Origin of the sequence: Streptomyces sp. NPDC047049 (genome assembly GCF_040643995.1) — a bacterium.
GTDB lineage: Bacteria > Actinomycetota > Actinomycetes > Streptomycetales > Streptomycetaceae > Streptomyces > Streptomyces mooreae.
Genome location: NZ_JBEYVM010000002.1, coordinates 454232 through 473681 on the forward strand (window position 1 = coordinate 454232; position 19450 = coordinate 473681).

A 19450-nucleotide genomic window follows, 5' to 3' on the forward strand; every position below is an offset into this window, starting at 1 on the left:
GATCACCACCCCTCGTGGAGGCGCTGCGCGCCATGAGTAATCTCCCGGAAGCCCGGACCTCCCGGGTCAGCGTCCGGCTCATCGCGATCCAGATCCTGGTCTTCTCCCTGCTGCTCACCCTCGGCGGCCGGCTCTGGTATCTGCAGATCCGCAACGGCCAGGAGTACGCCACCGAGGCGAAGAACAACCACGTCCAGCAGGTCATCGAGCCCGCCACCCGCGGCTCGATCCTCGATGCGCGCGGGGTGCCGCTGGCCGACAACCAGACCCGCCTGGTCGTCTCCGCGAGCCGTACCGAGCTGCTGAAGATGAAGGACGACGGCAAGGCCGTGCTCGGCCGGCTGGCCAAGGTGCTCGGGATGTCCGAGAAGGAGATCCGCAACAAGGTCCGGCTGTGCGACGCCAAGACCCCGCAGCCCTGCTGGAACGGTTCGCCCTACCAGCCGATCCCGATCACTGACGAGGCCACCACCCAGCAGGCCCTCCAGATCCGCGAACGCTCCGAGGCGTTCCCCGGCATCAGCGCCGAACCCACCGCCGTACGCCGCTACGCCGAGCCCGGCAACGCCAACACCGCCCAGGTGCTCGGCTACCTCTCGCCGGTGACCGACGAGGAGATCAACAAGGCCAAGAACACCCGCTCGCCGTTCCTGCGCTCCGACCAGATCGGCCGGTCCGGTCTGGAGCGTACGTACGACCGCTATCTGCGCGGCAAGGCCGCCGTCACCCGCTATGAGGTCGACAACCTCGGCCGGGTCATCGGCCAGGCCAAGAGTGAGAAGGGCCAGGGCGGCGCGAGCGTCGTCACCAGCATCGACGCACGCGTGCAGGCCATAGCGGAGAAGCAGCTCGAGCAGGCCATGAAGGACGCCCGCAAGGTGCACGACAAGAACACCGGCACCAACTACAAGGCCGACTCGGGTGCCGTGGTCGTGATGGAGGCCAAGACCGGCCGGGTGGTGGCGATGGCCTCCAACCCCAGCTACGACCCCAACGCCTGGGTCGGCGGCATCTCCGGCAAGGACTACGCCCACCTCACCGGCAAGGACTCCAACTACCCGCTGCTGAACCGCGCCATCCAGGGGCAGGCCGCCCCCGGCTCGATCTTCAAGGTCATCTCGACCACGGCCGCGATCAACGCGGGCTATGACTTCAACGGCCACTACCCCTGCACCAGCTCGTACAGCATCGGCGGCCAGACCTTCAAGAACTTCGAGGGCGAGGGCCACGGCGACATCAGCCTGGGCCGGGCGCTGGAGGTCTCCTGCGACACCGTCTTTTACCGGCTCTCGCACGAGGAGTGGAAGAAGGACGGCGGGGACAAGCCCAAGAAGGACCCCAACGACTGGTTCTACAAGACCGCCCACCAGTTCGGCCTCGGCAAGGAGACCGGTATCGACCTGCCCAACGAGGTCACCGGCCGGGTCCCCGACCGCAAGTGGAAGACCGACTTCTGGAAGGCCAACAAGGACGGCTGGTGCAAGCAGGCCAAGGCCTGGCCCAAGAAGAAGGACTTCGGTACCAAGCTCGCCCGTGAGGGCTGCCTCGAAGGCATGAAGCTGCACGCCTACGACTCCATCAACTACGCCATCGGGCAGGGCGACACCCTCGTCACACCGATCCAGATGGCGACCATCTACGGCGCGATCGCCAACGGCGGCACGCTCTACAACCCGACCGTCGGCAAGGCCATCGTCAGCCCCGACGGCAAGAAGGTGCAGCAGATCAAGCCCACGCCGCACGGCAAGCTGCCGGACAGCTCCAGGACGCTCAAGCAGATCGATTCCGCGCTGGCGGGTGTGGCCACCCGCGGTACCGCCGCCTGGCGCTTCCAGGGCTGGCCGCAGGACAAGATTCCGATGCACGCCAAGACCGGTACCGCCGAGGTCTACGGGAAGCAGACCACCTCATGGTTCGCGACGTACACCAAGGACTACACGATCGTTATGACGATCGCCCAGGGTGGTACCGGCTCCGGCGCCTCCGGTCCGGCCGTACGCAACATCTACAACGCCCTGTACGGAGTCGACGAGAAGGGGGGCATCAACCCGAAGGCCGCCCTGCTGCCGAAGCCCCAGGGCTCGCTCCCCAAGATCGAGGGTGACGGGACCATCGAGGCTCAGCCCATCAAGCCCTATGTCCTGCCGTCGCCGTCGCCGTCCCCATCGGAGAGCCCACAGTGACGACCAGCCCTACCTCCCGGGCGTTCTCGATCCGGCGCTACACCCCCGAGCTCGGTACCTGGGGCAAGCTGACGGCGCGTGATTCGGTGCTGCGCAAACTGGACTGGGCGCTGCTGCTGTCCTGCCTGGTGCTGTCGCTGATGGGGTCGTTGCTGGTCTTCTCCGCCACCCGCAACCGCACCGAGCTCAACCACGGCGACGAGTACTACTACTTCCTGCACCATCTGCTGAATCTCGGTATCGGCCTGGCGCTGGCCGCCGGCACGATCTGGCTCGGGCACCGCACCCTCCGCGGCGCGGTCCCGATCCTCTACGCCCTGTCGGTCGTGCTGGCGCTGCTGGTCCTGACGCCGCTGGGCGCCACCATCAACGGTTCGCGTTCCTGGCTGGCGATCCCCGGCGGCTTCTCGCTCCAGCCCGCGGAGTTCGCGAAGATCACCATCACGCTCGGCATGGCGATGATCCTGGCGTCCCGGGTCGACGCGGGGGACCGCCCGCACCCCGGCCACCGCACCGTCGTCACGGCCCTCGGCCTGGCGGCCGTCCCGGTCGCCGTGATCATGCTGATGCCCGACCTCGGCTCGGTGATGGTGCTCGGCGCCGTCATCCTGGGCGTCCTGCTCTCCTCCGGTGCCTCCAACCGCTGGATCCTCGGGCTGGTCGGCACCGGCGTCGTGGGCTGTGTCGCCATCTGGCAGCTCGGTCTGCTGGACGCCTACCAGATCGCCCGGTTCGCCGCGTTCGCCAACCCGAGCCTCGATCCGGCCGGCGTCGGCTACAACACCAACCAGGCACGGATCGCGATCGGCGGCGGCGGACTGACCGGCTCCGGGCTCTTCCACGGCAGCCAGACCACCGGCCAGTTCGTCCCCGAACAGCAGACGGACTTCATCTTCACCGTCGCCGGGGAGGAGCTCGGCTTCCTGGGCGCGGGCCTGATCATCGTGCTGCTCGGTGTCGTCCTGTGGCGCGCCTGCCGGATCGCACGCGAGTCCACCGAGCTCTACGGCACCATCGTCGCCGCCGGGATCATCGCGTGGTTCGCCTTCCAGTCCTTCGAGAACATCGGGATGACCCTCGGCATCATGCCCGTCACCGGCCTCCCCCTGCCGTTCGTCTCCTACGGCGGCACCTCGATGTTCGCGGTCTGGATCGCGATCGGGCTGCTCCAGTCGATCCGCGTACAGCGCCCCCTGTCGGCCTCGCGCTGACCCGTCTCACCTCACTGCCTGAGGTGGAGCTCGAACCACAGCGAGGTGGGCCGCGGCAGGTCCTCGGGCGGCGTCGTGCCCCAGTCGTCGGCGAGGTGGCCGGTCAGCAAAAGCCCGTAGTCGTCCGGCTGCTCGCCGGGCGCCGGGCGCGGAATCCGGACCGGTGCCCGGTCGTGCACGCTGATCCGCAGGCCGTGCCCGGCGGTCAGCATCCGCAGCAGGATGTCCGCCGTGTGCGGGGTGTGCAGATGCGCGCGGGTCACCGCCTCCGAGGTGAGCAGCACGGCGGTGTCGAGGAGCGGGGAGAGCTGGGTGCGGCGCAGCACGGCGTGGACGAAATCGCGGGCGGCCTTGGGGGCGGTGGGGGTGCTCGGTGCGGTGAGAACGTACGGCCGGGCGCCCGCCGAGACGCGGAGGCGTGTCCGGGTGACGGGCGCGGTTGAGGGGTGCACGGTGTCTCCCTCCCCTGGGGGCGAGTGAGTGGCGAGCGGGTTTGCCCGCTTGATTCGTACTCTGTGTACTCAATTCGTCACACAGAGTAACGCAGTTGGCGTGTGCGGCGCTACCCGTTCCCGCGGACCCCTGCCGCGGACCGCGCGGTGGGGCGGTTTTCCCCGCCCGGGTGGGTGGCCCGGGCGGGGGTGGGTGGCTAGCCTCGATGCATGGCGGACACCGTGCGGGAAATCGAACGGAAGTACGAAATCGACGACGGTGCGCGGCTGCCCGACCTGGCCGGTGCCGGCCGGGTCGCCAGCGTGGCGGAATCGGGTGTCGAGGAGCTGGACGCCTGCTACTACGACACTCCTGACCAGCGCCTCGCCGCCGACGCCCTCACGCTGCGCAGACGCACCGGCGGCAGGGACGCGGGCTGGCACCTGAAGCTGCCGGTCGCGCCGGGCGTCCGGGACGAAGTGCGGGCGCCGCTGTCCGACGCACCGCCCCCGGAGCTGACCGCGCTCGTCCGGTCCCGGGTGCTGGAGGGGGAGCTGGTGCCCCTCGTCCGGCTGCGGACGCGGCGCACGGTCCGGGTGCTGCGCGACGCCGCGGGCGCACCGCTCGCGGAGCTGGCCGTGGACGAGGTACACGCACAGCGGGCGGGGGAGTCCGCCAAGGGCGGCGCGGGCGCGTCCGGGGCCCGGTGGCGCGAGATCGAGGTGGAACTGCTCGGGGACGGCGACAGCGGGTTGCTGGACGAGGTGGGCCGGGCCCTGGTCGCGGCCGGGGCGCGCCCCGCCTCCTCGGAGTCGAAGCTGGCGCGGGCGCTCGCCGAGACGGGCCTGGCGCGCGAGCGCGCCGCGCGTCCCGGCGCCGGAGGGGGAACGTCCCGCCCGCAAGGCTCCGGCAAGCGCGGAGGCAAAGCCATGACGGCGAAGAACAGGGCCACGGCCGGGAAGAACAAGGCCACGGCCGGCAAGAAGAAGGAACCCACCGCCGGAGACGTGGTGCTCCGGTACGTCCGCGAGCAGGTACGGGTGATCATCGAGCTGGATCCGGCGGTACGGCGCGATCTGCCCGACTCGGTACACCGGATGAGGGTCGCCACCCGCCGGCTGCGCAGCGCCTTCCGCTCGTACACGAAGGTGCTCGACCGCGCCGCCACCCGGCCCATCGGCCTGGAGCTCCAGTGGCTGGCGGCGGAGCTGGGGGTGGACCGGGACCGGGAGGTGCTGACCGCGCGGCTGGAGCAGGCGCTGGCCGAGGTGCCCCGGACGCTGCGGCTCGGACCGGTGGCCGCCCGGCTGCGCATCTGGTCCGAGCGGCGCCGGGCCGACGCGCGCAGGGAAGTGCTCTCCGTCTTGGACGGACCGCGCTATCTGGAGCTGCTGAAGACCCTGCACGCCCTCCTTCAGGAGCCGCCGCTGTGCCCGGCCGCGGACCGGCCGGCGCCCGACGTGGTGGCCGGCGCCGTGCTGAAGGACTACCGGCGGCTGGCCCGCCGGGTGGAGGCCGCGCTGGCGGCCCCGGCCGGGCAGGCGCGGGACGAGGCGCTGCACGGCGCCCGCAAGGCCGCCAAGCGGACGCGGTACGCGGCGGAGGCCGCCCGTCCGGCGCTCGGCCGGCCGGCGAAGAAGTTCGCCAAGCGGATCAAGCGGGTCCAGCAGCTGCTGGGCGACCACCAGGACAGCGTGGTGGCGCGCGGCGCGCTGCGCGAGCTGGCCACCCAGGCACAGCGGGCCGGTGAGGGCGGCTTCACCTTCGGTCTGCTCCACGGGCGCGAGGAGGCCCGTGCGGCGGACCGGGAGCGGGAGCTGCCACGCCGGTGGAAGAAGGCCTCCCGGCGCAAGCACCGGGCCGCGCTCCGGCCGTGAGCGCACGGCGGGCGGGCCGCCCACCGCACGACGGCCGGCCGTCCCGCCATGCGCCCCCGGTGCCGCCCGCCACCCGCCTGCTCAGCAGGCGTGCCGCGGCCTGCCGCATCGCCGTGCGAGGGGGGTGGCTTCGAGCGGTTACGCTTGAGAGTCGCCCCCTGCCAGCTCACGAAGGTTCGAGATGTCTGCCGAGTCGGTCTTCCCGCAGCTCGAGGCCCTGCTCCCGCATGTGCAGAAGCCCATTCAGTACGTCGGCGGTGAGCTGAACTCCACCGTCAAGGACTGGGACTCCTGTGATGTGCGGTGGTCGCTCATGTACCCGGACGCCTACGAGGTCGGTCTGCCCAACCAGGGCGTCATGATCCTCTACGAGGTCCTCAACGAACGCGAGGGCGTGCTGGCCGAGCGCACGTACAGCGTGTGGCCGGACCTCGAAGCGCTGATGCGTGAGCACCACGTCCCGCAGTTCACGGTCGACGCGCACCGCCCCGTCGGCGCCTTCGACGTGCTCGGTGTCTCCTTCTCGACCGAGCTGGGCTACACCAACCTCCTCACCGCCCTGGACCTCGCCGGTATCCCGATGGAGTCCAAGGACCGCACGGAGGACCACCCGATCGTCCTGGCGGGCGGCCATGCGGCCTTCAACCCCGAGCCGATCGCGGACTTCCTGGACTGCGCGGTCGTGGGCGACGGCGAGCAGGCGGTGCTGGAGATCACCGAGATCATCCGCGCCTGGAAGGCCGAGGACCGGCCCGGCGGCCGCGATGAGCTGCTGTTCCGCCTGGCGAAGACCGGCAGCGTCTACGTCCCCAAGTTCTACGACGTCGAATACCTGGCCGACGGGCGGATCTCCCGTGTCGTGCCGAACCGCTCCGGCGTCCCGTGGCGGGTGTCCAAGCACACCGTCATGGACCTGGACGAGTGGCCCTACCCCAAGCAGCCGCTCGTCCCCCTGGCCGAGACCGTCCACGAGCGGATGTCGGTCGAGATCTTCCGTGGCTGCACCCGCGGCTGCCGTTTCTGCCAGGCCGGCATGATCACGCGCCCCGTACGGGAGCGAAGCATCACCGGCATCGGCGACATGGTGGACAAGGGCCTGAAGGCCACGGGATTCGAGGAGGTCGGCCTGCTGTCGCTGTCCTCCGCGGACCACACCGAGATCGGCGACATCGCCAAGGGGCTCGCCGACCGGTACGAGGAAGACAAGATCGGCCTGTCGCTGCCCTCGACCCGGGTGGACGCCTTCAACGTCGATCTTGCCAACGAGCTGACGCGCAACGGCCGTCGCTCCGGTCTGACCTTCGCGCCCGAGGGCGGCTCCGAGCGGATGCGCAAGGTCATCAACAAGATGGTCTCCGAAGAGGACCTGATCAGGACGGTCTCCACGGCCTACGGCAACGGCTGGCGGCAGGTGAAGCTGTACTTCATGTGCGGTCTGCCGACCGAGACCGATGAGGACGTGCTCCAGATCGGCGACATGGCGGTCAAGGTCATCGCCGAGGGCCGCAAGGTCTCCGGGCAGAACGACATCCGCTGCACGGTCTCCATCGGCGGCTTCGTCCCCAAGCCGCACACCCCCTTCCAGTGGGCGCCGCAGCTGTCGGCGGAGGAGACGGACGCCCGTCTCGAAAAGCTCCGGGACAAGATCCGCGGCGACAAGAAGTACGGCCGCTCCATCGGCTTCCGCTACCACGACGGCAAGCCCGGCATCGTCGAGGGCCTGCTCTCGCGCGGCGACCGCCGCGTCGGCTCGGTCATCCGCGCCGTCTACGAGGGCGGCGGCCGCTTCGACGGCTGGCGCGAGCACTTCTCCTACGACCGCTGGATGAAGGCCGCCGAGGAGACACTGCCCGGCTTCGGAGTCGACGTCGCCTGGTACACCACCCGCGAGCGGGAGTACGAAGAGGTCCTGCCCTGGGACCACTTGGACTCCGGCCTCGACAAGGACTGGCTCTGGGAGGACTGGCAGGACGCGCTCGACGAGACCGAGGTCGAGGACTGCCGCTGGACCCCGTGCTTCGACTGCGGCGTCTGCCCGCAGCTCGACCTCGACATCCAGATCGGCCCCACCGGCAAGAAGCTGCTGCCCCTGACCGTCGTCAAGTAGCGCCTCCCGTATGCCTCTTCGGCCCGGTCCCCGCACCCCGGGGGCCGGGCCGTGGTGTACTCCCGCACAATGACGTGATGTCACCGCAGCTCATCGCCCCCACCGTCCGCGTCCATGCCTCCTTCCTCGCCGCGATGGACGAGTTCCGTGCCGACGGCGCCGAGCAGGTGGCGCACTCCAGCCTCGCCCGCGAGCTGCGGACTTGGGCCACCCGCTGGCCGACCGCGGAGGGGTTCGCGGAGTATGTCGACGCGATCAGCGGCGCACCGGGTGAGGAACGCGCCGACGGGGTGGTCCCCAAGACCACCCGGTGGTGGGTGGCGGACGGCAGCTATCTGGGACGGGTCACCTTCCGCCACCGCCTCACCGACGAACTCCTCCACTACGGCGGCCACATCGGCTATGCCGTACGCCCCGGTGCCCGCCGCCGTGGTCACGCCACCGCGATGCTGCGCGCCGCACTGCCCGTCGCCCGTCACGAGCTGGGCATCGACCCGGTGCTGGTCACCTGCGACCACACCAATACCGGCTCGCGTAAGGTCATCGAGGCCTGCGGCGGGGTCTTCGAGGACCAGCGGGGGGAGAAGCTGCGCTACTGGATCCACGCGGCCGCGCCCGGCGTCGGAGAACAGCCGCACCGGCGCGTCTGAAGGGCCGCGGGACACGTCGTACGGGTACGGAAGAACAAGGGGGAGGGGCCGGATGGAGCCCACCGACAACGAGCGGCGGGTGCCCGCCCGTTACGCGCCGGGTGAGGGCTGTGTGACCCAAGTGGTCCGTATTCCGGTACGGATCGTGGTGCTGGTGCTCGTGGTGCCGGTGCGCCTGGTGTGGGACGCGCTGACCGCCGCCGGCCGGGCCGTCGACCGGAGCGTGCTGCGCCCCCTCGGCCGCGGCCTCGCCCGGCTGTGGCGCACCCTCGTGGTCGTCCCCCTGGCCTGGGCCTGGCGCACCCTCGTCGTGCTCCCGCTCGGGTGGACCTGGCGCACGCTGGTCGTCGCCCCGCTGGGGTGGCTGTGGCGCGCCGTCCTCGCCCCGGCCGGCCGGGGGACCGGCAGGGCGGTGGCGTGGCTGGTGCGGCGGCTGCTCGTGCTCCCCGCGCAGTGGCTGTACACCCACGTACTGACCCCGGTGGGGCACGGCCTCGCCTGGCTGCTGCGCGGACTGGGCACGGCCCTGGGATGGCTGGGCCGCGCATTGTTCGTGTGGCCGTGGGTGGCCCTGTGGCGGTATGTGCTGGCGCCCGTCGGCCGGGGGACCGGCGCGGTCCTGGCATGGCTGGTCCGCCTGCTCGTCGTCGTGCCCGCCCAGTGGCTGTACGCCCAGGTGCTGACACCGGCCGGACGGGGCCTCGCCTGGCTGGTGCGCGCCCTCGGCACCGTTCTCGCCACCCTCGTGCGGTGGCTCGTGGTCGTGCCGCTGGTCACCCTGTGGCGGTATGTGCTGGTGCCCGCCTGGCGGCTGCCGGCCGCCGTGGTGACGGTGGTGGTGCGCGAGACCGCAGCGGCGCTCGGGCACTGCTGGCGGGCCGCCGGGATCATCTCCAGGGCCCTCGGCCGCTTCCTCGCCGCGGTGCTGCGGTGGGTCCTCGTCGAGCCGCTGCGGTGGGTGTACCGCACGGTGCTCACCCCTGTCGGGCACGGCATCCGGGACGGCATCTGGCGGCCGGTCCGGCAGACCCTGCGCACCGCCCGCGCGACCGTGCGGCAGACCCGCGGGGAGATCCGGCGGGCACTGTTCGGCGCCCCCGCGGCGCCCCGGCCGGCCACCGCTGCCGAGCCCCGGCGGGAACCGGAAGCCCCCGGCACACGTACTCTAGGTAGCAGTACGACCGCACTCACGAAGGACTGAACGACACTGGGCAAGCGACAGCCCGAAGGCCCGCCGCCCGCACCGGCGGTGCAGCGCATCCGACTGCGCTACACCAAGCGCGGCCGCCTCCGGTTCACCAGCCACCGCGACTTCCAGCGCGCTTTCGAGCGGGCGCTGCGCCGCGCCGAGGTCCCCATGGCCTATTCGGCGGGCTTCACCCCGCACCCCAAGGTGTCGTACGCCAACGCCGCCCCGACCGGTACGGGCAGCGAGGCCGAGTACCTGGAGATCCAGCTCACCGAGCACCGCGATCCGGACACGCTGCGCACCCTGCTCGACGCGTCGCTGCCGCCCGGGCTCGATGTGACCGACGCGGTCGAGGCCCGCACCAGCGGCCTGGCCGACCGGCTCCAGGCCTCGGTGTGGGAGCTCCGGCTCGACGGGGTCGAGCCCCAGGAGGCCGGCCGAGCGGTCGAGGCGTTCCTCGCCGCGGACGAGGTGCTGGTCGAGCGGCGGACGAAAAACGGCATGCGGACCTTTGACGCACGGGCCGCGGTGACGCGTCTGGAGGCCACCGGTCACGCCGGCGATAGGCCTGACGGCAAAGCCTGTGCGATACTGCGGCTGGTTGTTCGGCATCTGACACCTGCCGTTCGACCCGACGACGTCCTGTCCGGCCTCCGAGCTACGGCCGACCTGGCGCCGCCGGTCCCCGCAGCGGTGACCAGGCTGGCGCAGGGGCTGCTCGATGAGGAGACCGGCGCGGTGACCGACCCGCTTGAGCCCGACCGCGACGCTGCCACGGCCGCCCCACCCACGGCCGCCGGGCTGAGTGCCGCGAAGGTGACGAGCGGGGCCTCCCCGGCAGCCGGGGACGGTACTGCGTAGGACCGCCGTCGTCGCGTCGCCGATCAGCCAGGGAGCCACCCCGGTCCGGCAGACGCACTGACCAGGAGACTTTCGCCGGTCCCTGCCCTACGGGGATCGGCGAGCGAGACGACAGCTCCCGTGCGGCGCCCACGCCCCGGACAGCGGGACCGCGCTCATCACGCGGACCGCGGCCGGAATCAGGCGCGGCGCCCGGGAGCGTGACGGGAGAACCGCCCGCATGCTCGAGCCCATTGAGCCCACCCGCGCCACGCAGTCCCAGGACCGTGGTGCCGACGACAATCACTCACCCAGCGACACGCTGCCGCCGCGCCGCCGGCGCCGTGCGGCCTCCCGGCCGGCCGGTCCTCCGGTGGCCGGTGGCGCCGCCGCAGCCGAGGTGGTGAGCACCGAGGCCACCGCCGCTGCCGAGGCCGGTCCGGCCCTCGGCGAGGAGGCCGCCGCCTCCGCGGTGACCACCGGGGACGAGGCCAAGCCGGCCCGCTCCCGCCGCCGCGCGACCCGTAAGGTCACCTCTCCCGCCGGAGCCCCGCAGCCGGCCGGTGACGAACCGGCCGAGGCCCCCGCCGAACCCGCCGCCGGGACGCCCGCGCCCGCCGCCGAGGCGCCCGCCGAGGAGCCGCAGGCCGAGGACGCCGCGCCGCGCCGAGGCCGCCGCCGGGCGACCCGCAAGGTGTCCGCCCCGGCCGGTGCCCCGCAGCACGAGGCCGGTCAGGAGCCCGCCGCCGAAGAGCCCGCGCCCGCCGCCCCGGCCGCCGCCGAGGAGCCCGCGCCCGCCGCGCAGCCCGCCCCGGCCGCCGCCGAGGAGCCCGAGGACGCCGCACCGCGCCGTACCCGCCGCCGGGCGACCCGTAAGGTCACCGCTCCGGCCGGAGCCCCGCAGGCGAGCGACGCCGGCGAGGCGGTCGTGGAGACCGCCGCGCCCGCCGCCGAGGCCGTGGCACCGGCCGCCCCGGCCGAGAGCGCCGAGGAGACCCCGGCCGCCGCCGAGGACGCGGGGCCCGCCCGCGCCCGCCGCCGTGCCACCCGTAAGGCCACCGCCCCCGCGGGCGCGCCGCAGGCCGCGGAAGCGGAGGCCGAGCAGACTCCGGCCGCCGAGGCCGCGACCCCCGGGACCGCCGACACCGGGACCGCCCAGGACGAGACCGCCGAAGCCCCCCGCCGCCGGGCCCGCCGCCGAGGTGAGCGAGCCGCCGAGCCCGCCGCCGAGGCGCCCCGCGCCGAGGAGGAGCCCGCGCAGGAGGCGCCGCAGCGCGGCCGCCGCCGGGCGCAGCGGCCCCCGACGGCCGTCTTCCAGGCACCGGTCTTCACCGAGCCGATGTTCCAGACGCCGGAGACCGCGGCCGCCGCCGCTGCCGCGGCGCGCCAGGAGGAGACCGCCGCCGAGCCGGCCGTGGAGGAGCAGCCCGCCGGTGCGCGCCGCCGTCGCCGCCGTGGCGCCCCGGCCGAGCCCGAGCAGGTGTCCGCCGCCCCCGCCGAGGAGCCGGCGGCGGAGGAGGCCGGAGCGGCGGCCGAACCGGAGACCGAGCAGGCCGCCGGCGGCCAGGGCGAGGACGAGTCCGACGGCCGTCCCTCGCGCCGCCGCCGCCGTGGTGGCCGTCGCCGCCGTCGCGGTGAGTCCGCCGAAGGCGCCGAGGAGTCCGCCGAGGACCGCGGCGCCGAGGAGCGCGAGAGCGAGCGGGCCGAGCCCGAGGAGGCCGACGAGCAGCCCGAGGCGGAGGAGGAGGCCGAGGAGCAGCCGGGCGGCGGCTCCAGCAGCAGCCGCCGTCGCCGTCGCCGCCGCCGTCGCACCGGTGACGCCGGCGAGGACGGGTCCACCGGCACCGACGACCCGGAGCGCACGGTCGTCAAGGTCCGCGAGCCCCGTAAGAAGGACGAGGGCACAAGCGCCGACGAGGTGCAGTCGATCAAGGGATCGACGCGCCTGGAGGCCAAGAAGCAGCGCCGCCGGGAGGGCCGCGAGCAGGGCCGCCGCCGGGTGCCGATCATCACCGAGGCGGAGTTCCTGGCCCGCCGCGAGGCCGTCGAGCGGGTGATGGTCGTCCGCCAGAGCGGCGAGCGCACCCAGATCGGCGTCCTCGAGGACAACGTGCTCGTCGAGCACTTCGTCAACAAGGAGCAGGCGACCTCGTACGTCGGCAATGTCTACCTCGGCAAGGTGCAGAACGTCCTGCCGTCGATGGAGGCCGCCTTCGTCGACATCGGCAAGGGCCGCAACGCCGTGCTGTACGCCGGTGAGGTCAACTTCGAGGCGCTGGGCATGGCCAACGGCCCGCGCCGCATCGAGACCGCGCTGAAGTCCGGCCAGTCCGTGCTGGTGCAGGTCACCAAGGACCCGATCGGCCACAAGGGCGCCCGGCTCACCAGCCAGGTCTCGCTCCCCGGCCGCTACCTGGTCTACGTGCCCGAGGGCTCGATGACCGGTATCAGCCGTAAGCTCCCCGACACCGAGCGGGCGCGGCTGAAGCAGATCCTCAAGAAGATCGTCCCCGAGGACGCGGGCGTCATCGTGCGCACCGCCGCCGAGGGCGCGAGCGAGGACGAGCTGGCGCGCGACGTCCAGCGGCTGCAGGCGCAGTGGGAAGAGATCCAGAAGAAGGCGAAGGCCGCTTCCACCAGCTCCCCGTCGCTCCTCTACGGCGAGCCGGACATGACCGTCCGGGTGGTCCGCGACATCTTCAACGAGGACTTCTCCAAGGTCATCGTCAGCGGTGACGACGCGTGGCAGACCATCCACGGCTATGTCGCGCACGTGGCCCCGGACCTCACCGACCGGCTGCAGAAGTGGACTTCGGACGTCGACGTCTTCGCGACGTACCGCATCGACGAGCAGCTGATGAAGGCGCTGGACCGCAAGGTCTGGCTGCCCAGCGGTGGTTCGCTGGTGATCGACAAGACCGAAGCGATGGTCGTGATCGACGTCAACACCGGGAAGTTCACCGGTCAGGGCGGCAATCTCGAGGAGACGGTCACCAGGAACAACCTGGAGGCGGCCGAGGAGATCGTGCGCCAGCTGCGGCTGCGCGACCTCGGCGGCATCGTCGTCATCGACTTCATCGACATGGTGCTGGAGTCCAACCGGGACCTGGTGCTGCGGCGGATGCTGGAGTGCCTGGGCCGGGACCGTACGAAGCACCAGGTCGCCGAGGTCACCTCGCTCGGCCTGGTCCAGATGACCCGTAAGCGGGTCGGCCAGGGCCTGCTGGAGTCCTTCTCCGAGTCGTGTGTGCACTGCAACGGCCGTGGCGTCATCGTCCACATGGACCAGCCGACGACGGCCGGCGGCGGTGGCAAGCGCAAGAAGAAGGGCAAGGGCACCCAGCCCGAGCCGCACGTCCACGAGGCCGAGGCCGTCGAGCCCGCCCCGGAGGCCGGGGCCGCGGAGGCCGCCGCCCCCGAGCTGGAGCCCGCCCCCGTGACGGAGGCCGAGCTGCAGCCCGCGGTGGAGGGGACCGACGAGTGGTTCGGCAGCCCGGCCGAGGCCGAGGCGGCCGCCGGACGCGGCCGTGGCCGCCGCCGGGCGAGCCGGAAGGTGTCCGCTCCGGCGGGTGCCCCCAAGGCCGCCGGTGGGGCCGCCGAGATCGTGGTGCCGGCCGAGCCGGCCCCGGCAGCCGAGCCGGAGCAGGCCCCCGAGCCGGTCGCCGAGGCGCCGGCCGCGGAGCCCGCGCCGGCCCGTCCGCGCCGTCGCGCGACCCGGAAGGTGACCGCTCCGGCGGGCGCTCCCAAGGCCGCCGGTGAGGCCGCCGAGATCGTGGTGCCCGCCGAGCCGGCGCCGTCGGCCGAGCCGGTCGGCGAGCCGGAGCCCGCCGCGGACGCCGGGGCGGAGGCGGAGCCCGCGGCCAAGAAGACCGCGAAGAAGACGGCGGCCAAGAAGGCCACCGCCAAGAAGACCGCGGCGAAGAAGACCACGGCCAAGAAGGCGGCGGCGAAGAAGACCGCCACCACCGCCAAGAAGGCCACGGCGAAGAAGACCACCGCCAAGAAGGCGACGACCAAGAAGGCGGCGGCCAAGAAGACCGCTGCTGCCGAGGAGTCGTCGGTGGCGCAGGCGGAGGGCGTGGCGTAAGCCGCGGCGCAGCACGGCCGTGCCCCGGACCGTCAGCGGTCCGGGGCCGGTTTGACCCCCTGGTCAAGGCCCCGTAATCTTGACCGTCGGTGTCTGTGACACCGAACCCCTGAGCAAACACCTCTCGGTCCGCCGAGGGAGGCCGCTCGTCCACTCGGATTCCACGGGCCCCATCCCGAGCCCGTGTGAGCGGCTGGCATCAGAGGATCCGTTCCTAGCGAAAGAGAGTTCCGCGTGTACGCGATCGTGCGCACCGGCGGACGCCAGCAGAAGGTTGCTGTTGGCGACGTCATCGAGGTTGACCGCATTTCCACCAGCAAGGTCGGCGACACCGTCGAGCTCTCGACGCTGCTGGTTGTCGACGGCGACTCGGTCACCAGCGACCCGTGGGTCCTGGCCGGCGTGAAGGTCCAGGGCGAGGTCGTCGACCACCACAAGGGCGACAAGATCCGGATCCAGAAGTACAAGAACAAGACCGGTTACAAGAAGCGGATCGGCCACCGCCAGCTCCACACGGCGCTGAAGATCACCGGCATCGACGCTCCGGCGAAGTAAGGGACTGAGGAGACATGGCACACAAGAAGGGCGCATCGTCCACTCGGAACGGTCGCGATTCCAATGCTCAGCGGCTCGGCGTGAAGCGCTTCGGCGGTCAGGCCGTCCTCGCCGGTGAGATCCTGGTCCGCCAGCGTGGCACCCACTTCCACCCGGGCACGGGCGTCGGCCGCGGCGGCGACGACACCCTGTTCGCGCTGGCTGCCGGTGCGGTGCAGTTCGGCACCCACCGTGGCCGCAAGGTCGTGAACATCGTTCCGGTCGCCGAGTAATTCCGGCCTGACCGAGCGATAGCTCAGCATCAGCATCACTCAGGGGCGGACCGCCTTCTCCCGCGCGAGCGGGAAGGCCGGTCCGCCCTTGCGTGTTAGGACAGAGATGTGCGCGCTGTACAGGACAAGCGCGCAGCACAGCGACATACCCGTAGTTATCTGGAGGCACCCCCACCATGACCACCTTCGTGGACCGCGTCGAGCTGCACGTCGCCGCGGGTAACGGAGGCCACGGCGTGGCCTCCGTGATGCGGGAGAAGTTCAAGCCGCTGGGCGGCCCGGACGGCGGCAACGGCGGCCGGGGCGGCGATGTGATCCTCGTCGTCGACCAGGACGTCACCACCCTTCTCGACTACCACCACCACCCGCACCGCAAGGCCACCAACGGCCAGCCCGGCGCGGGCGACAACCGGTCCGGCAAGAACGGCCAGGACCTGGTCCTGCCGGTCCCCGACGGCACCGTCGTCCTGGACCGCGCGGGCAATGTGCTCGCCGACCTCGTCGGCCAGGGCACCACCTTCGTCGCCGGGCAGGGCGGCCGCGGCGGCCTCGGCAACGCCGCGCTGGCCTCCGCCCGCCGCAAGGCCCCCGGTTTCGCGCTGCTCGGCGAGCCCGGTGAGGCCCGCGACATCGTGCTGGAGCTCAAGACCGTCGCGGACGTCGCGCTGGTCGGCTACCCGAGCGCCGGCAAGTCCTCGCTGATCTCGGTGCTCTCCGCCGCCAAGCCCAAGATCGCCGACTACCCCTTCACCACCCTGGTGCCCAACCTCGGTGTGGTGACGGCCGGTTCGACCGTCTACACCATCGCGGACGTCCCCGGGCTGATCCCCGGCGCGAGCCAGGGCAAGGGCCTGGGCCTGGAGTTCCTGCGGCACGTCGAGCGCTGCGAGGTGCTGGTGCACGTCCTGGACACCGCGACCCTGGAGTCCGACCGCGACCCGGTCTCCGACCTCGACATCATCGAGGAGGAGCTGACGCAGTACGGCGGCCTGGACAACCGGCCCCGGATGGTCGTCCTCAACAAGATCGACGTCCCGGACGGCAAGGACCTCGCCGACCTGGTCCGCCCCGACCTGGAGGAGCGCGGCTACCGCGTGTTCGAGGTCTCCGCGGCCGCCCACACCGGCCTGAAGGAGCTGTCGTTCGCGCTCGCCGACGTCGTCTCCAAGGCCCGCGCCGCCAAGCCCGTCCAGGAGGCCACCCGTATCGTCATCCGGCCCCAGGCCGTCGACGACGCCGGCTTCACGATCACGGCGGAGGGCGAGAACTTCTTCCGGGTGCGCGGCGAGAAGCCCGAACGCTGGGTCCGCCAGACGGACTTCAACAACGACGAGGCCGTCGGCTACCTCGCCGACCGCCTCAACCGCCTCGGCGTCGAGGACGAGCTGCGCAAGGCGGGCGCGCACGCGGGCGACGGCATCGCCATCGGACCCGAGGACAACGCGGTCGTCTTCGACTGGGAGCCGATGATGGCGGCCGGCGCGGAGATGCTGGGCCGGCGCGGCGAGGACCACCGTATGGAGGCGCCCCGGCCGGCCGCGCAGCGCCGCAGGGACCGGGACCTGGCACGGGACGAGGCCGACCAGGAGTACGAGGGCTTCCGGCCCTTCTGAGGCCGCCGGGCGGCCCGCCGGGCGGACTGCCCCGGCACAGCGGCCACGGCAGCGGCCGCAGCAACGGGGAAGGCCCCCGGGAGTTCTCCTCCCGGGGGCCTTCCCCGTTGTCGGTGTGGTCCCGCGCCGCGGCCGAAGCCGTGAGCGGCCCGCTGCGGCCTAGACGGCGGCCGTGGTGTCCGAGGCGCCACTGGCCTCGTTCTCGGCCGTCTCGGAGGCGTCCACGTCCTCCTGAGAGCGCTGGCCGGGGATACCGGACAGCCGGTTCTCCATCCGGATGCGCCGCTCGTCGGCCTTCGCGGCCAGCTCCAGCGCGGCCTGGTTGAAGCGGACCGACGACGGCGGGTCCGACGGGCCCAGCAGGTGCTCCTTGAGCTCGGCCCGCTCCGCGGCCAGGGTGTCGCGCTCCGGGTTGCGGACCGCGTCGAGCAGACCGGCCACCTCGTGCGCGTCGGGCGTGAGGATCGTCGCGGCCCGCACGGTCGGGAAGTTCGCCCGGAAGTCGTCCTCGCTCATCCCCGAGGTGTTGGCGACCGCGTACGGCTTCTCGCTGCTCAGGTAGTCGGAGACCACGCTGGAGACATCGCTGATCAGCACGTCGGCCTGGTTGAAGCAGCTGAAGATGCCGGGGCGGGCGGTGGTGATGACGCGGTGCTCCCACCGGGGGAAGGAGTTCCAGTACGCCGCCTCCCAGGCGGTGACGGCTGCTTCGACGGCGGCGGCGCGGCCCTCCTCGGGGGTGCCCTGCAGGCCCATCCGCTCCAGCTCGTCCGCGCTCTTGCGGAAGGCGGAGGTGGTCAGCGCGCTGAGCTCTTCGGCGCGGCGGGTCAGCTCGGCGGCGGCCTCCGGGCCGGGACGCTCCCCGCTGCGCCGGGTGTTCGCCTCCGCGATCATCGCCTGGATGCGGGTGTTGGCGGCGCCCGCCCGGGGGTCCACGGAACCGGTCATCGGGTGCGGCTTGTACAGCAGCTGCACGTTCTCGTCGGCGAGCAGTTCGCGGACGATGTTCTCGCCCGCCAGGATCACCGAGGTGTTGCCGGGGTTGCCGTCCCAGCCCTCCCAGGTCGGGGCGTACAGCACGGTGGTCATCCGGCCGGCCGGGGCGCCCGCGTACGGCTGGATCGGGGCCAGCTGGGGGCGGCCGACCTCGATGACGTCCTTGTCCTCGACGCCGATGTCGGCGAGCTGGTAGCGGTCACGGGCCGCCGGGCCCGCCACCCACACCTCGTCGTACGCCTTGGCGTACGGGTTGCAGGAGGACAGCTTGTCGCTCTCGCCGTGGTTGGTGAAGGCGTGCTTGATGGAGGGGATGCGCAGGATCTGCGAGGTCTTGCCGGAGTTCGCCGGGTGCAGCAGGACCTTGAGCGTGGAGTGCTCCAGCCGCATCAGGTTGGCGACCTTGGGGATGCAGACGATCGGCACGTCCGTGGCCTCGATCTTCTGCACCATGAAGCGCTCACGGAGCACGATGATCGGGTTGCCGTCGAGGGAAGCCAGGGTGCTCAGCCACATGTTGGCCTGGTAGGCGGAGGAGGAGCCGCCGGAGAAGTACATGCCGACCGTCGGCCGGTACTCGGCCAGCCAGTCGTCCAGCCACGCCAGGGCCTGCTTCTCGCTGGCCACCCGCTTCTTGGGCAGCAGCCAGGTGCCCAGGTAGAGGGTGCCGCCGGCGGACAGGGTCAGGGAGACGGCGAGGCCGATGCCGCCCCAGTAGGCGTCGGTGGTGATCGCGGTGAGCATCATGCCGACCGTGGTGGGCACGGAGAAGCGCAGCAGCCGCCGGCCCGTCTGGCGGGAGAGGATGCGCGGCGGGGCGTCACACAGTCGCAGCGCGCTCGCGTCGATGTTGCGGGTCACGAACGGCAGACTGCGGGTCCTGCGGACCAGCACCGCGACCGCCTGGCACACGAAGTGGGTGCCGTAGAAGAGGAGCAGCGTGATGGTGAGCGGCGCCTGCTCCTCGAGCGGGTTGATGCCGTCGATGTGCAGCAGGCCGACCAGTATCAGCATGTCGCGCAGCAACTGGCGCACCGTGACATCGAACCGGATCCGGCCGAGCACCGCGAGCAGGCCGGGCTGCTTGTGCTGGAGGACCAGGTCGAGACCCAGGTTGACCACGGATGCGGCGATGAACAGCGGGATGACGGGTAGCAGCGCACCGACCAACTGGGCGGTGAACGCGACCATCATCGCGAAGAGTGCCGCGAGCTGGACGGCTCGGCGGGGGGCGATTCCGGCGGAAGGCACGGGGGAGGGCTCCTGGCAGCACGAAAGGTCAAAGGGGAGGCCGAGGGGGGCGGCCGGGTCCCGCGCTGCGACGCCGCCGGAGCGGCGAAACGGGACCGATGGACACCCGACCGTATGACCTTGTTGGCCTTGGTGACAATCTGCTGTGGCTCTCATCACCGCGAAAGCGGACCAATCGAACGCAACC

At 72.0% G+C, this 19450-nt stretch carries 13 protein-coding genes; 11 read left to right on the forward strand and 2 right to left on the reverse strand.

What is annotated here, in order from left to right; genetic code table 11:
• Window positions 1-32: 32 nt before the first annotated feature.
• Together mrdA and rodA are read left to right on the forward strand one after the other, a co-directional pair.
• Entirely contained in the window at window positions 33-2183 is a 2151-nt protein-coding gene (gene mrdA, locus ABZ851_RS06060; RefSeq protein WP_361122771.1) for a penicillin-binding protein 2, read from the forward strand.
• A 29-nt stretch (window positions 2184-2212) separates the two neighbouring features.
• On the forward strand, window positions 2213-3394 hold the full coding sequence (gene rodA, locus ABZ851_RS06065) for a rod shape-determining protein RodA (RefSeq protein ID WP_361123752.1): 1182 nt from the start codon (window positions 2213-2215) through the stop codon (window positions 3392-3394).
• An 11-nt stretch (window positions 3395-3405) separates the two neighbouring features.
• Here the strand turns inward: rodA and ABZ851_RS06070 are convergent, their stop codons facing one another.
• Window positions 3406-3846 carry an ATP-binding protein gene (locus tag ABZ851_RS06070; protein ID WP_361122774.1) on the reverse strand — a complete coding sequence of 147 codons (441 nt, stop codon included), beginning with the start codon at window positions 3844-3846 and terminating at the stop codon, window positions 3406-3408.
• 210 nt (window positions 3847-4056) lie between these two features.
• On the opposite strand from ABZ851_RS06070, the gene ABZ851_RS06075 reads away from it, so the two are divergent.
• From ABZ851_RS06075 to obgE, 9 genes are all read left to right on the forward strand, one after another.
• A complete protein-coding gene (locus ABZ851_RS06075) occupies window positions 4057-5703 on the forward strand; it encodes a CYTH and CHAD domain-containing protein (protein ID WP_361122777.1) in 1647 nt (548 codons plus the stop codon).
• 181 nt (window positions 5704-5884) lie between these two features.
• Window positions 5885-7810 (forward strand): TIGR03960 family B12-binding radical SAM protein, encoded by a 1926-nt coding sequence (locus ABZ851_RS06080; protein WP_129296425.1) that lies wholly within the window; start codon window positions 5885-5887, stop codon window positions 7808-7810.
• 77 nt (window positions 7811-7887) lie between these two features.
• Window positions 7888-8460: a GNAT family N-acetyltransferase gene (locus ABZ851_RS06085; protein WP_361122780.1), complete on the forward strand. Its 573-nt coding sequence runs from the start codon at window positions 7888-7890 to the stop codon at window positions 8458-8460.
• A 52-nt stretch (window positions 8461-8512) separates the two neighbouring features.
• A complete protein-coding gene (locus tag ABZ851_RS06090) occupies window positions 8513-9661 on the forward strand; it encodes a hypothetical protein (RefSeq protein ID WP_361122783.1) in 1149 nt (382 codons plus the stop codon).
• Between the two features lie 48 nt (window positions 9662-9709).
• Entirely contained in the window at window positions 9710-10510 is an 801-nt protein-coding gene (locus ABZ851_RS06095) for a TIGR03936 family radical SAM-associated protein (protein ID WP_361122786.1), read from the forward strand.
• Window positions 10511-10730: 220 nt separating this feature from the next.
• Entirely contained in the window at window positions 10731-14576 is a 3846-nt protein-coding gene (locus tag ABZ851_RS06100) for an Rne/Rng family ribonuclease (RefSeq protein ID WP_361122789.1), read from the forward strand.
• 234 nt (window positions 14577-14810) lie between these two features.
• On the forward strand, window positions 14811-15131 hold the full coding sequence (rplU, locus tag ABZ851_RS06105) for a 50S ribosomal protein L21 (protein WP_006605648.1): 321 nt from the start codon (window positions 14811-14813) through the stop codon (window positions 15129-15131).
• Window positions 15132-15145: 14 nt separating this feature from the next.
• Window positions 15146-15403 carry a 50S ribosomal protein L27 gene (rpmA, locus tag ABZ851_RS06110; RefSeq protein ID WP_018088248.1) on the forward strand — a complete coding sequence of 86 codons (258 nt, stop codon included), beginning with the start codon at window positions 15146-15148 and terminating at the stop codon, window positions 15401-15403.
• Between the two features lie 176 nt (window positions 15404-15579).
• A complete protein-coding gene (gene obgE / locus ABZ851_RS06115) occupies window positions 15580-17016 on the forward strand; it encodes a GTPase ObgE (protein WP_336049055.1) in 1437 nt (478 codons plus the stop codon).
• 159 nt (window positions 17017-17175) lie between these two features.
• Here obgE and ABZ851_RS06120 read toward each other — a convergent pair whose 3' ends face one another.
• Window positions 17176-19263 carry a hypothetical protein gene (locus ABZ851_RS06120; RefSeq protein WP_361122794.1) on the reverse strand — a complete coding sequence of 696 codons (2088 nt, stop codon included), beginning with the start codon at window positions 19261-19263 and terminating at the stop codon, window positions 17176-17178.
• Window positions 19264-19450: the final 187 nt, after the last annotated feature.